Origin of the sequence: Paraburkholderia sp. J10-1 (assembly GCF_905220165.1) — a bacterium.
Lineage (GTDB): Bacteria > Pseudomonadota > Gammaproteobacteria > Burkholderiales > Burkholderiaceae > Paraburkholderia.
In genome coordinates, this window is record NZ_CAJMYW010000008.1 from 20,601 (window position 1) to 33,749 (window position 13,149).

Annotated in this window: 12 protein-coding genes; 8 read left to right on the forward strand and 4 right to left on the reverse strand. The window is 61.4% G+C overall.

All coding sequences use genetic code 11. The annotated features are described in order from the left end of the window. Positions 1-19: 19 nt before the first annotated feature. Positions 20-1,057 carry a glycosyltransferase family 4 protein gene (locus U5A65_RS23610; RefSeq protein ID WP_321947722.1) on the forward strand — a complete coding sequence of 346 codons (1,038 nt, stop codon included), beginning with the start codon at positions 20-22 and terminating at the stop codon, positions 1,055-1,057. Then, positions 1,044-2,927 carry a nucleoside-diphosphate sugar epimerase/dehydratase gene (locus U5A65_RS23615; protein WP_321947724.1) on the forward strand — a complete coding sequence of 628 codons (1,884 nt, stop codon included), beginning with the start codon at positions 1,044-1,046 and terminating at the stop codon, positions 2,925-2,927. Before U5A65_RS23610 ends, U5A65_RS23615 begins: the two co-directional genes overlap by 14 nt. A 70-nt stretch (positions 2,928-2,997) precedes the next feature. Here U5A65_RS23615 and cysC read toward each other — a convergent pair whose 3' ends face one another. The 4 genes from cysC to U5A65_RS23635 form a co-directional block, all read right to left on the reverse strand. Beyond that, positions 2,998-3,573: an adenylyl-sulfate kinase gene (cysC, locus tag U5A65_RS23620; protein ID WP_321947726.1), complete on the reverse strand. Its 576-nt coding sequence runs from the start codon at positions 3,571-3,573 to the stop codon at positions 2,998-3,000. Between the two features lie 125 nt (positions 3,574-3,698). Next, a complete protein-coding gene (gene galE / locus U5A65_RS23625) occupies positions 3,699-4,730 on the reverse strand; it encodes a UDP-glucose 4-epimerase GalE (RefSeq protein ID WP_321947727.1) in 1,032 nt (343 codons plus the stop codon). A gap of 32 nt (positions 4,731-4,762) precedes the next feature. Continuing rightward, positions 4,763-5,941 (reverse strand): glycosyltransferase family 4 protein, encoded by a 1,179-nt coding sequence (locus tag U5A65_RS23630; protein WP_321947977.1) that lies wholly within the window; start codon positions 5,939-5,941, stop codon positions 4,763-4,765. Between the two features lie 114 nt (positions 5,942-6,055). Then, complete coding sequence (locus U5A65_RS23635) at positions 6,056-7,300, reverse strand: O-antigen ligase (protein WP_321947729.1); 1,245 nt, start codon at positions 7,298-7,300, stop codon at positions 6,056-6,058. A 373-nt stretch (positions 7,301-7,673) separates the two neighbouring features. On the opposite strand from U5A65_RS23635, the gene U5A65_RS23640 reads away from it, so the two are divergent. The 6 genes from U5A65_RS23640 (at position 7,674) to U5A65_RS23665 (ending at position 13,116) form a co-directional block, all read left to right on the forward strand. After that, on the forward strand, positions 7,674-8,045 hold the full coding sequence (locus tag U5A65_RS23640; RefSeq protein WP_321947731.1) for a CidA/LrgA family protein: 372 nt from the start codon (positions 7,674-7,676) through the stop codon (positions 8,043-8,045). Then, positions 8,042-8,785, forward strand: a complete 744-nt coding sequence (locus tag U5A65_RS23645) for an LrgB family protein (RefSeq protein WP_321947733.1) — start codon at positions 8,042-8,044, stop codon at positions 8,783-8,785. The genes U5A65_RS23640 and U5A65_RS23645 overlap by 4 nt, the downstream gene beginning before the upstream one ends. A gap of 959 nt (positions 8,786-9,744) precedes the next feature. After that, entirely contained in the window at positions 9,745-11,004 is a 1,260-nt protein-coding gene (locus tag U5A65_RS23650; protein WP_321947735.1) for a hypothetical protein, read from the forward strand. A 202-nt stretch (positions 11,005-11,206) separates the two neighbouring features. Next, on the forward strand, positions 11,207-11,704 hold the full coding sequence (locus tag U5A65_RS23655) for a hypothetical protein (protein WP_321947737.1): 498 nt from the start codon (positions 11,207-11,209) through the stop codon (positions 11,702-11,704). A gap of 3 nt (positions 11,705-11,707) precedes the next feature. Further along, positions 11,708-12,394 (forward strand): C39 family peptidase, encoded by a 687-nt coding sequence (locus tag U5A65_RS23660; protein ID WP_321947739.1) that lies wholly within the window; start codon positions 11,708-11,710, stop codon positions 12,392-12,394. Between the two features lie 62 nt (positions 12,395-12,456). After that, positions 12,457-13,116: a hypothetical protein gene (locus U5A65_RS23665; RefSeq protein WP_321947741.1), complete on the forward strand. Its 660-nt coding sequence runs from the start codon at positions 12,457-12,459 to the stop codon at positions 13,114-13,116. Positions 13,117-13,149 lie beyond the last annotated feature (33 nt).

Below are 13,149 nucleotides of genomic sequence, written 5' to 3' on the forward strand. Positions count from 1 at the left end.
GAGACCGTAGACGTAGACCATGCATTTACCGATTTTGTCACCGTTGAGCGCCGTGTGGATCGCCTTGGCTAGCGGGGCGCTGTGCGCGGCCATACTCGCGTTTCTGCTGAAGAGCGGGCTCGCGTGGCGCCTTGCCACGGATATCCCAAACGACCGCTCACTCCATGTGCGGCCGACACCGCGTGTCGGAGGCTGGGGTCTGGTGCCGGTTGCGGTATTGGCGATTGCGCTTCTAGCGCCATCGCTATGGCTGATCGCGCTTGGCGCGGCATTCCTTGCCGCCGTTTCCCAGATCGACGACCGCCGCGGACTTCCTGCGCGCGTGCGCTTTGCTGCGCATTTCCTGGCCGTGTTGGCTCTGATTGCTGTCTATCCGGCTTCGGTTCCGTGGTGGTGCCTGGCAGGTCTGACCTTTTTGATGCTGTGGCTGGTCAACCTATACAATTTCATGGACGGGGCCGACGGGCTTGCCGGCGGCATGGCGCTGTTCGGTTTCGGAGCTTATGCGGTCGCGGCGCTTTTGGGGCCAGCGCCGATGCCGGAACTCGGCTGGGCATGCGCGGCGGTTGCAGGAGCGGCGGCGGGATTTCTGCTCTTCAATTTCCATCCCGCGAAACTATTCCTCGGCGATGCCGGCTCGATTCCAATGGGCTTTCTCGCAGGCGCGCTGGGTTATTGGGGGTGGCGTAACGGTGGCTGGCCGGTCTGGTTTCCGGTGCTGGTGTTTTCGCCCTTCATCGCCGACGCCTCTGTCACGCTAATCCGCCGGGTTTTGCGTGGCGAAAAATTTTGGCAGGCCCATCGTGAGCATTATTATCAGCGCATGGTGCGGTTCGGGACGGGGCACGCAGCTACAGCTTTAGCCTGGTATCTGGTAATGTTTGCCGGCACGGTACTTGCTGTATGGGCGCTTGATCGCTCCACAACGCTGCAGTGGGGGATCGTCGCTGGTTGGGCCGTCGTGCTTGCTTTGATGGGTACGGCGATTGACGCTCGCTGGCGCACTTTCCAGTCCCTTGGAAGAAAAACAGAGGTCGACGCTGATGCTCCGCAATAAAGCCTCCTGGCTCTCGTTCAGCGCCTTTCTCTTTGACATTGGCGCGGTGGCCGCTGCATGGCTGACGGCTTACTTTCTACGCTTTAACGCGTCCGTTCCGCCCGAATTCTGGCACGGTGCGGTCAGCACGCTGGTCTGGGTGCTACCTGTCTATGCGGTGATGTTTCGTATCTTTGGCTTGTATCGCGGTATGTGGGTCTTCGCGAGCCTGCCGGATCTCATGCGCATTTCGAAGGCGATTGCGTCGGCCGCGCTGATCGTCATGATCGGTGCGGTTATGTTGCAGCCCACGCCAATCATTCCTCGCTCGGTGCTGATCGTTTCGCCGCTCATCGTGTTCTTCGTCATGGGCGGCTCGCGCGCACTCTATCGCGCGAGCAAGGAGTTCTATCTTTACGGCGGCCTCGTCGCGCAGGGCAAACCCGTGATCGTGATTGGCGCGGGAGGTGCCGGCGCGAGTCTCGCGCGCGAGCTGTCGCGCTCCGCCGAATGGCGCCTCGTTGGCCTGCTCGACGACGATCCGGCGAAACAACGCCGCGAGATCTACGGCTACAAGGTGCTGGGCTCGATCGACGACATCGCACACTGGGCGCAAACCCTGCGCTGCGAATTTGCCATCATCGCCATACCTTCGGCATCGGCGGAAGTGCAACGGCGTGTCGCTACACAATGCGTTCGAGCGGGCGTAAAGGCGTTGATGCTGCCTTCGTTGAGCGATTTACTGCCTGGCCAGGGCTTTCTTTCGCAGGTGCGTAACATCGACCTCGAGGATCTGCTTGGGCGCGACGCGGTCAACATTGACACGCCGCACGTTGAGGCGCTGCTGAGCGGCAGGGTGGTCATGGTCACGGGAGCTGGTGGCTCGATCGGCTCCGAACTATGCCGTCAAATTCTGCGCTTCGCGCCCGCGCAACTCGTTGCGCTCGATATTTCCGAATACGCGATGTATCGGCTCACAGAGGAGATCCGGGAGCGGTTCCCCGAGCTTTCCGTGATGCCGATCGTCGGCGACGCTAAAGACGCCTTGCTGCTCGATCAGGTCATGGCGCGCTACACGCCTCATATCGTTTTTCATGCCGCTGCATACAAGCACGTTCCGTTGATGGAGGAACTCAACGCGTGGCAGGCGATTCGCAACAACGTGTTGGGCACATATCGCGTGGCGCGCGCGGCGATCAAGCATCAGGTCAGGCATTTCGTTTTGATCTCGACCGATAAGGCGGTCAACCCCACCAATGTGATGGGTGCGAGCAAACGCCTTGCGGAGATGGCCTGCCAGGCGCTGCAGCAGACCAGCGAGCGCACGCAGTTCGAGACCGTGCGCTTCGGCAACGTGCTGGGTAGCGCAGGCAGCGTGATTCCGAAGTTCCAGCAGCAGATTGCGAAGGGCGGTCCAGTGACCGTCACGCACCCGGAAGTCACGCGTTTCTTCATGACGATCCCCGAGGCATCGCAGCTCGTGCTCCAGGCTTCAAGCATGGGGCGCGGCGGCGAGATTTTCATTCTCGACATGGGTGAGCCGGTCAAGATCGTCAATCTCGCGAGAGACTTGATCCGCCTTTATGGCTACTCGGAAGAGCAGATTCGTGTGGTATTCACGGGTCTGCGACCTGGTGAGAAGCTTTACGAAGAACTGCTCGCTGACGATGAAACCACCACGCGCACGCCGCACGCGAAACTGCGCACGGCGAAGGCGCGCGAAGTACCCGACAATCTGCTGGATGAATTGCTGCCGTGGCTCATGCAGCACCGTGTGCCGGGCGACGACGAAGTACGCCGCGACTTGCGGCGCTGGGTGCCCGAGTATCAGCCAACGGGTACACCAAAACTGCAGAGCGTGGCGGGCACATCGGTACGCGCTGCGGGCTAACAGCAACGCTGGGCTCTGACGCCAGCCGTGTATCGACTAGCGCTTAGCGTTGCGCCGCGTGTTGCTGGAATCAAGACGTGGTGCGTTCGCGCATATTTTTGAGGGCGAAACGGCGCTCACTAGTCAGATAGCCAATTATCACGTCGACGCAATGCTCGACGCTGTTGCCATGGGTGCGCAGGCTGAGGTCAGGGCGGAGAGGTGCATGATAGGGTGAGCCAATGCCGGTGAATTGCGGGATTTCGCCGCTGCGCGCTCGCTTGTAAAGCCCTTTGGGGTCGCGCTGCTCACAGACATCGAGTGGTGTGTCCACAAACACTTCGACGAAATTTGCATCGCCCACGATGCGCCGTGCATTTTCACGGTGCTCGGGCTCGGGTGAAATCGTTGCCGTGACGGCAACAAATCCTTCTTTGCAAAAGAGCGCCGCCACGTGGGCGACGCGCCGAAGGTTTTCCGTGCGCTCAGCCTCGCTGAAGCCAAGGTCCGCATTGAGTCCCGTGCGCAAGACATCGCCGTCGAGCATCGTCGCCCGAAGTGCAAACGTTTGCAGCCGATTGACCAAAGCAGATGCAATGGTTGACTTACCCGCGCCAGACATGCCGGTCAGCCAGATGACGACTCCCGCCGACGTTGTTGTTTCCACTTCGCGTTACTCCGAGTTCAATGCGAATCACGAGCAATTGTAACGTCGGAGTGGCTGTTGTAACGTCTGCGTAATAAAACGCAACAAATTTACAGGAAAGTAATTTAGTGTGATAAAGGCGTTTTTTATTCAAATCCCCCCGGATTCTTTTCCTGCCAGCGCCAGTGATCTACACACATGCGCTCAATTCCGAACTCCGCTTTCCAACCAATAAGCCTTTCCGCCGCAATCGGATTCGCATAACACTCGGCAATATCGCCCGGCCGCCGAGCCACAATCTCATAAGGCACAGGCCGCCCCGAGGCCTGCTCGAATGCCTTCACGACCTCAAGCACGCTATATCCGCGTCCGGTGCCGAGATTGACGACGAAGCCTTCGCCACGCGAGGCGAGCGCATCGAGCGCCTTGAGGTGGCCCTTCGCGAGATCGACCACGTGAATATAATCGCGCACGCCTGTGCCGTCTGGCGTCGGATAATCGCCGCCGAACACCCGCAGTTTTTCGAGTTTGCCCACTGCCACTTGCGCGACATAAGGCATAAGGTTGTTCGGAATACCCGCCGGGTCCTCACCGATTAACCCGCTTTCATGCGCGCCCACCGGATTGAAATAGCGCAGCACGGCAATGCGCCACTCCGGGTCCGAGATCTCAACATCGCGCAGGATCTGCTCCGCGATGAGTTTCGACTGACCGTACGGATTCGTCGCGGAAAGCGGAAACGATTCGTCGATCGGCGAGCTTTCGGGCATGCCGTACACCGTTGCTGAAGAACTGAACACGAACTGCTTCACGGCGTGCTGGCGCATCACGTCGAGCACCACGAGCAACCCGTCGACGTTGTTGCGGTAGTAATCGATGGGTTTCGCGACCGACTCGCCCACGGCCTTTAGCGCTGCGAAATGGATCACCCCCGTGACGTTGTGCGCCTCGAAGATGCGCGAAAGGGCGGCCGAGTCGCGCACGTCGGCTTCATAGAACGCGACCGGCTTCCCAGTGATCTGCTCGACGCGCTCGAGCGATTCGCTGCTGCTGTTCACGAGATTGTCGACGGCGACCACGTCATAGCCGTCATTGAGCAGTTCGACACAGGTGTGCGAGCCGATGTAGCCCGCACCGCCGGTGACGAGGATGGTGCCCTTTGATATCGTCGCAGTCATGCCGTGTCCATTCCTGAGAAATCAATTTTCGATCAAAACGTCGACCCGGTAATTTCCCGGATCAGTTCCCGGTAGCGTTGTACCACAACGCGCTCATCGAATTCTTTCTCGATTTTTTTCCGGCCACGCGCGGCCATGGCGGCGCGAGCTGCATCACCAAGGTCGAGCATGCGCGAGAGCGCCTGCTCCAGCGAGTTCGCGTCGCGCGCCTCGCACAGCAGCCCATTCACGCAATCGGCGACCACTTCGCGGCAACCGGGCACGTTGGTGGCCACGATCGGGCGGCCCATCGCGCTCGCTTCCATCAGTGTGCGTGGCACGCCTTCACGGTACGAGGGCAGCACGACGCAGTCCGCATCGGCGATAAAGGGGCGTACATCGGCCGTTTCGCCGAAATATTCGATCACGCCTTCGCGCTCCCAGGCCGCGACTTCTTCGCGCGAGATTGCGCTCGGATTGTCCACGCCCACGGGGCCGAGCAGCCTGAAGCGCGCGTGAGGATAGCGCCCGCGCAGCGTGCGTGCGGCCTCGACGTACTCGCCCACACCCTTGTCCCAAAGCAGCCTGCCTATCAGAACGAAGGCAAACTCTGCGCGTTCGGGCAGCGGCGTGAAGGGGAAATCTTCGAGATCGACGCCTTCGCCGTGCAGCAGCCTCGCGCGCTCGGGATGCGCGAGGAGATTGCCCTCCTTGAAGGCGGCTTCATCGTCGCGATTGAGGAACCACACTTCGCGCGGAAAACGGAACGCGAAGCGATACAAACGCTTGGCGACCTGCGCGGCGCGGCTCTTCTGGATGAATACGTAACCGAGGCCTGTCGTGACCGCCACTGAGGGCGTGCGTGCGAGCCACGCGGCAATCGATCCATAGATATTCGGCTTGATCGTGTAGTGGAACACGACGTCCGGTTTGAGCGCGCGATAGTGGCGATAGAGCGCGAGGAGAGTGCGCAGGTCATCGAGCGGGTTTGTCCCCTTCGAGGCCACAGGCAGTTCGACGCAGCGGCAGCCCATGGCGGCGAGAGGCTCAAAGGTGCGGTCGCGCGGTGCGATCACGGTGACTTGCGCGCCCGCATCGGTGAGCGCACGCAACAGCCCGCGTCGATACGTATAGATCGCCCAGGCCGTGTTGCAGACGAGGGCGACGTGCAGCGGACGCGGATGCGTGGCGGACTGAGGCGCGCTGGCGGCGGCAGCGGTTCGGGCAGGCAAGGAGTTCACGAAAGCGGGGGCGTCGTTGACAGGCAATGGCCGCGGCGGCCGGGGCGCACATTTTAGCCGACGGGCATGGTGAGACGCCGTGCTGCAACGATGCAAGAAGCCGCGCTAGAAAAGCTCGGCTTTGTCATCCAAGCGTTCCGCTATCGCCGCGAGAACGGCCAGCACGGTCGCGTAGAACGACACCGTGCTCTTCAGGTCGAAGGTCTCAACCGTCAACCCGAAGACGAAAAACATCAGGACGAAGGACAGCCCCATGAGCGCCGTACGCCGCGTTATCCTCGATGCGGATTTGAGCTTTGCCGCGAAAAAGACGGCAGGCACGATGTAGATCGCGAGCAACGCGAGACCGCCGACAATCCCGTAGTTGGCCATGTAGGCGAGCAGTTGGTTATGCACTTCGCCCTCGCCGAACGCCGCCGCTGTGGGGGTGATTGCACCTTGCTTCGCCATCGAGGCCATCTTGTCCCGAAAACCGTCTCCGCCGAGGCCCAGCACCGGATGTTCGGCGATCAGTGTGGAGGCTGCCTCATAGAGTTGCAGACGGATGCCGACCGACGTATCTCGATGGCCTTGCGTGTACTGCGTCAAGTTCGATGACACATCGTTGACGCGGTCGCGCACTGTCCCCGAAAGCCCGTACACGAGCCCGAGCAGCAGCGCGACAGCCACCGGCATCAGCAACTTCCAGTGGAGCGGTTTGTTGCGGCCGAGCTCCCACACGATCAGCAAGGCTACGAGCGGAATTGCTGCCCAGCCGCCGCGCGCGCCGGACAGCAGGGAGGCAGCGAGGCCTGCAAACAGTCCCGCGATCTTGAGTGCGCGCCAGAGCGCCGAATCCTTACGCCACCAGTTCAGCGCAATCGCCGAGAGCACGCCGAGCGCGAGCGCGAGATCGCCAAAATGGATTGGGTTCAGGAACGCACTGCCGATGCGGCCCTCGCCCCAATCGCGCGGCATGAGCATGGCAAGCGCCAGTGCCGAAAGGGCGCCCAGCGTAAAGGAGAGGTCCGCCCAGACGAAGATGCGCTGCGGCGCACGTCGCAGCGCCAGAAAAATTGGGATCGCAAGCAGGAACCGCGACGGCGAATCCCAGGTCCGGAGCAAGGGATGCCCATGCGAGAGCGTACTGAGGGCCACAGCGGCAACGGGGCTGCACAGTGCGATGCAAAACGCGAGTGAGTGACGTTCAAGCGGCGCATAAGCATAGGGTGCGCCGTTTGGCCGCCAGATCAGCGCCGCCAGTGCAATGACGCCCGCGCCAATCGATACGGCACTCGAAGCGCCTTGCACGAGCATCGCGATAGAGGGAAAGGCGAGCAGGAAAGCCGCGGTCAGCCAGTCGCCGGGCACTGTGCGTCGGGAATCAATCGTAACTGCTGTGGGCATCGCTACACTGCTGTTGTATGTAAGGGCGGATTGTTTGCACGTCGTCCCCGTATTGCGGCCTCTCACTACGCCGCTTTGTGGGGGCGGAGCGTGAAGCGGAACCGTCTATTGTACGCATAGATGTTCCTCGCTCGCTGCTTCTCCCTTGATCCGGGAGCACGCAGGTGATCACCAACGGCCCGATAAAAATCGGGAGCGAACGTAACGTGCGTAGTCTACAGTGCGCACGAGAAGGGGGGCGAATCACCCACTGGTACGACGAATCGCTGCGCCTCGCTCGCCGTTGGGCTACACTTCGCGCGCCGCGCATGTTTCCAGCCCTGCCATAGCCCCAGCCATGCTTCGTTCCCTTGCCGCCCTCCTGATATTCCAGTGTCTCGGCGAGAGCGTGTCCTACGTGTTCTCGCTTCCCGTTCCCGGTCCCGTGATCGGCATGCTCCTCCTGTTCGCCTTCGCGTTGATGCGGCCCGCTGCCGCCGAGGCCATCGAGCCGACGGCGCTCGAATTGCTGCGCCATCTCTCGTTGCTATTCATTCCGGCGGGCGTGGGCATCATGGTGTCGGCGAAGGCGGTGCGCGGCGAGGCGCTCGCCGTGATCGCGAGCCTCGTCGTGAGCACGACGCTCGGTATCGCGGTGACGGCGCTCGTCACGCGCGCACTGCTGCGTCGCCAGCGGCCGAACACAACCGCCGGGGAGGGCGCATCGTGAACAGCCACCTGCCGATCACGAAGCTCGACGCGATCTGGGTCTATCTCGCCGCCACGCCGCTGCTCGGCTTGACGGTGACGCTCGTCGCCTATCTCATCGCCATCAATATCTACGCGCGTGCCAGGCACAATCCGCTCGCAAACCCGGTGCTCATCGCCGTGGCGCTCGTTGTTGCGGCGCTCAAGATCACAGATACGCCGTACCGCACGTATTTCGAGGGCGCCCAATTCGTGCACTTCCTGCTCGGCCCGGCAACGGTCGCGCTCGCCCTCCCTCTTTATCGTCAGTGGGATAAGCTCAAACGCGGCGCGCTCCCGTTGCTCGGGGGCCTCGTTGCCGGCTCGCTCACGGCGATCGTGTCGGCGGTTGGTGTCGCGAAGCTCTTCGGCGCGTCACACCAGACCATCGCCTCGCTCGCGCCGAAGTCTGTCACCACACCGATCGCCATGGCCGTTGCCGACAAGATTGGCGGCATCCCGTCGCTCACGGCTGTGCTCGTGATTTCGACGGGCGTGTTCGGCGCGGTCACCGCGCGCTGGATTCTTAACGTAATTCGCGTGCGTGAGACCGAGGTCCGTGGCTTTGCGATCGGCGTGGCGTCACATGGAATCGGGACTGCAAGGGCGTTTCAGGTGAGCGAGGAAATGGGCGCGTTCTCGGGCCTCGGCATGGGGCTCAACGGCGTGTTCACGGCTTTCGTCGTGCCTGTTTTGCTCCCTGTGCTTCTACGGTGGCTCTAAGCGCGTTTCATCTTCATCCGCTGTGACGCTGCGATGCGAACTGGATTTGCACATCGAAAGTCAATGCCTCGCTCGTGACGAAGCGCGCCATACGTCGTTGTAGTGGAGAACAACGATGTGGCGGGGCGATGTTTGCAGGCAACCGCCGCGCACGCCTTTTCGCGCTGCGCTGCACGACGCCAACCGAGGGGATTGCCCAGCGCTGCGTGACAACTCGTGGTATGCCGCCGCGAAAGCAGATAAAGAAAGGATCCCGAAGCAATTGCCGGCGTGTCCAGTGGCACTTGTTTTCAGCCACCCGCGCAGCGGCACAACTCAACCTCAATCCATTTTTTCGTGCAGTGCAGAAACTTGACGTAAAGATGTTCTGAAATGTGTGGAACCCAACAGAATGCATGCGCGCTCTTGTTAAAATTCGCATGTGCAAAACGTATACTTCATCGACAATAAAACTTCATATAATTGGACATTGGTTGAGATGGTATTTGGTATTTGCGATGTGGGGACGCGTAAAAGATACGTTTTCGCAGATGTTCAGGCAGTTCATTTTTACCTCTAGCGCAGTGGCGGAAAAGAGCTAGAGCTAGCACGGACAAGGCCTTCAGGCCGGCAAGCCGAATCTGCTGTCGAAGGAATAGACCCCGATGCAATTTTTGGATGCATCAAAATAGATACGTTTTTCAGGTCCTCTAATCAACTTTAGAAAGACCACTTATCAAACTGAATCTAAAGAATTTTCCCGATCTGCTGGTCCACTGAAACCGGTGCAATGCCCGTTTCAATGTTGCATTTGAGAAACATACGGCGCGAGTGGAAACACTTACACAAAGTACCGTATCCCAATATCTGAAAATTTCCCTTTTAATTCAACGTCTTATGCGCGTGGCACCGCCTATGCAACTGGGGCGGCGGATTGGTGCACTTTGCCAACCCACCCCCCGGCTCAACAGGAGGTTCTTATGCGCAAGACAATACTAGCGTCCGCTGCGATCCTCGCCTTTGGCTTCAGCGGCTACGCAATGGCAAACCCATGCCAGGACGGCAGTACGTCCTGTAACCAGAAAACCGAAATCGGATCGAACTCGTCGAGCATTAGCGCGTCGTCAGCGCAGCAGAGCACCACAGGCAGTAACGCGAACGAAGGTAGTTACGCGGACGCATACAACACCAGCAAGGCTGTTGCGCTCAGCAAGCTTGACGGTGCAGTGTCCGGCGTCACGGTCTCCAACATCGGCAACGTCGCCCAGAATTGGGGCAACGCCAGCGGTGGCAAGGGCGGCCGTGGCGGTAGCGGCTACGGCTTGGGCGGCACGGGCGGCGCAGGCGGCTCCGGCTCCGGCGGCGATGGCGGCAGCGGTGGCAACGCGAGGAACGGCAGCGCGACCGCAGGTGCTGCGTCGAACGGGGGCTCCACGGCTGGCGATGGCTACGCTGCTACGGGCGCCAATGGCGGCGATGCCTACGCACATACCAAGGCTGGCTCGGCCGACTCTTCTGGTGGCAACGCATCAGGCAAAGGCGGCGGCGCACTTGCTGCATCGGTCGGTGTAGGTGGCGGCGCCAGCGGTCGCGGTTGGGGTGGCGGTTCGGGTTCGGGCTCGGGTACGGGTACTGGCGGTTCGGGTAGCTCATCAGCGAGCTCTGGCTCGGCTACCCTTGGCGCGAGCACGGCTTCGAACACAGGGGCAGGCTCCGGCGGCTCCGGCTCCGGCTCCGGCACGGCGCTCGGCAGCGGCACCGGCACCGGCACCGGTACTGGCGGCGCAGGCTCGGCAGGCGCGTCGACGGCTTCGGGCGGAGCAGGCTCGGGAACCGGCGGAGCAAGCTCGTCCACCGGCGGTGCGGGCGGCACGGCAACCGCCACCGCTGGCAACGGCGGCGCGGGCGGCTCGGCAGCTGGCGGCAACGCATCGAATGGCGGTTCGTCGACGATGGCTAGCAACGGCAGCGCAACCGCAGGCAGTGGCGCGGTCGGTGCAACGGGCACGGGCGGCGCGGGTGGCACCGGCAACGGTGGCACGGGCAACGGTGCAGTTGGCGGCGCAGGCGGCGCAGGCGGAGCCGTTTCAGTCGATGCGGGCTCGTTCAACATGTCGAACACCATGGGCAGTGCGGCGTCAGGCGCAGCAGGCATCACGGTGATGAGCCAGAACAGCGGTATGGCATCGCTGATCCAGCAGGCAGTGACCGTTCAAGCTAACCTGAACGTCGGCCACTAGGCGAAACGGAGCTTGTTGAAGTCGGTCGTGCGATTTGCCGTGGGGTGCGCAGTTGCGCCTCACGGCAGTCGTCCCGTCGTCATGCGGACGAGGTCAGCGCGCTTTCGTTGAAGCCCACGCTGCAAGCCGCATGACACAACACGCAGCTATCGAGCCTTCTGCGCCGGTTGCTTTGCGTCGCATAGAGGGCAAGGAGACAACCATGCAAGCGCAAAAACGGTTTGCGCAGCTGGTCATGCCTTTTGCGGTTGTGCTGTCTGGCCTGATCGCTCAGGCGGCCGCCGCCGAGTCGCTCGAATCGCAATCACTGCCTGTAGCCGTAAAAGCCGGTGAGACGAGTGCCGCACTTGTCGGCGCTACCACCGCAACGCAAGCCGCTGCGGATAGTTCCGCACCGGTTGCGCAAACGGCGCCGGCAACGTCCACGACGGACACGCAGCCTGCTCACGATGCGAGCTTTGGGGTTGCGTTGAATTCCGATCAGTTGGACGGCCTGCGAGGCGGCGATGCACTGGTCGGCCAGAATTTTTTGAACGGCACGGTTGCGGATAACGTTGCGAACCGTGTGGTGACGGGCTCGAATGCGATCAGCGACGGATCGTTCTCGAATTCGAGCGGATTGCCGACCGTCATCCAGAACACTGGTTCGAATGTGCTGATTCAGAACGCGACGGTGTTGAACGTGCGCTTCGGGAACTAGGCGATGAAACACGTTGCAGCGTATCTCGCGTTCGCGTTCAGCTGTTGCTTGCCGGCCGCTCACGCCGACCCCATCGACGTCACTGACCCGTCGGGCGGGTATTACTCGCTGCATGTGACGAGCCTGAAGGAAGCCCGCTTCAAGCGGACGATCAGGCAGCAATACGACTTCAGTTGCGGTTCGGCGGCAGTGGCAACACTGCTGACGTATCAATACGATTTTCCGGTGACCGAGCAGCAGGCGTTCGTCGAAATGTTCCAGAACGGCAATCAGGACAAGATTCGCCGGGAAGGTTTCTCGCTGCTCGATATCCGCAACTTCCTGATGTCGCGCGGCTTTGAAGCCGACGGCTTTGAAGTGCCGCTTGAAAAGCTCAGCGAAACGAACACGCCCGCGATCGTTCTGATCGTCGAACACGGCTACCACCACTTCGTCGTTATCAAGGGGCTGCGCAACGGCCGTGTGCTGGTCGGCGATCCGGCCACCGGCACGCGCGCGATGTCGCGGGAGAGTTTTGACGAAAAGTGGCAGGACCACATCGTGTTCGTCATTCACAACAAGCGTCAAATGGCGAGCTTCAACGATGCACGAGACTGGCATGTCGCACCGGACGCGCCGCTTTATACCGGCATTCCGCATGACAGCCTGTTCAACGTGGTCGTACCGAAACTCGGTCCAGGTCAATTCTGAGGCTAGCGATGAAATCCGGACACCTGAAACTGGCCGGCGCTGTCACAGTGTTATGTAGCAGCATGTCTTCGTTCGATACAGGCGCGGCCATAGGCGATTCGCCGGCAATCGCGACCGGTCTGGTCATGACGACGCAGGGCGCGCCGCAAGACGCGGCGTATGCGACAGATGACGAGGTCGTGCCCCTGCAACACGTCGCGGCGATGGAGTCACGAGACGCACACGACGCGGTGCAGGCGGATGCGGCGGACGTCGCGACGCCCGCGCCTGAATCCCGGGCGGGTGATGCCGACCCGGCGTGGGCGTCCGCCGATCTCGTGGCGGTGAGCGAGAGCCGGCTGGACGACATGCGCGGCGGGTTCGACTTGCCATCCGGTCTGGTGGTGTCGTTCGGCATATCGCGTGCTGCGTTCGTGAACGGCAATCTTGTGGCGCAGACGAGCTTCAACATTCCGGATATCGCCAACATGACGGCTCAGCAGGCGCAGATGCTCGCGAGTGCGAACACCGGAGCGCTGGTGCAGGTCGGGCCACACAACTCCGTGCAACAAGGGGCGCTGCCCGGACTGACTGGTGCTGTGATCCAGAACTCGCTGAACAACCAGCAGATACAGGCGCTTACGACGATCAATGCGGGCGTGAACTCGCTTGGCGCGTTCAAGGCGATGAACTTCCTGTCCACGATGAATAGCGCGCTCGCCGGCGCGGTACGTCCTCGCTAGTCGCGGTAGCGCATCGTCGTCGCTGCGGCGTGA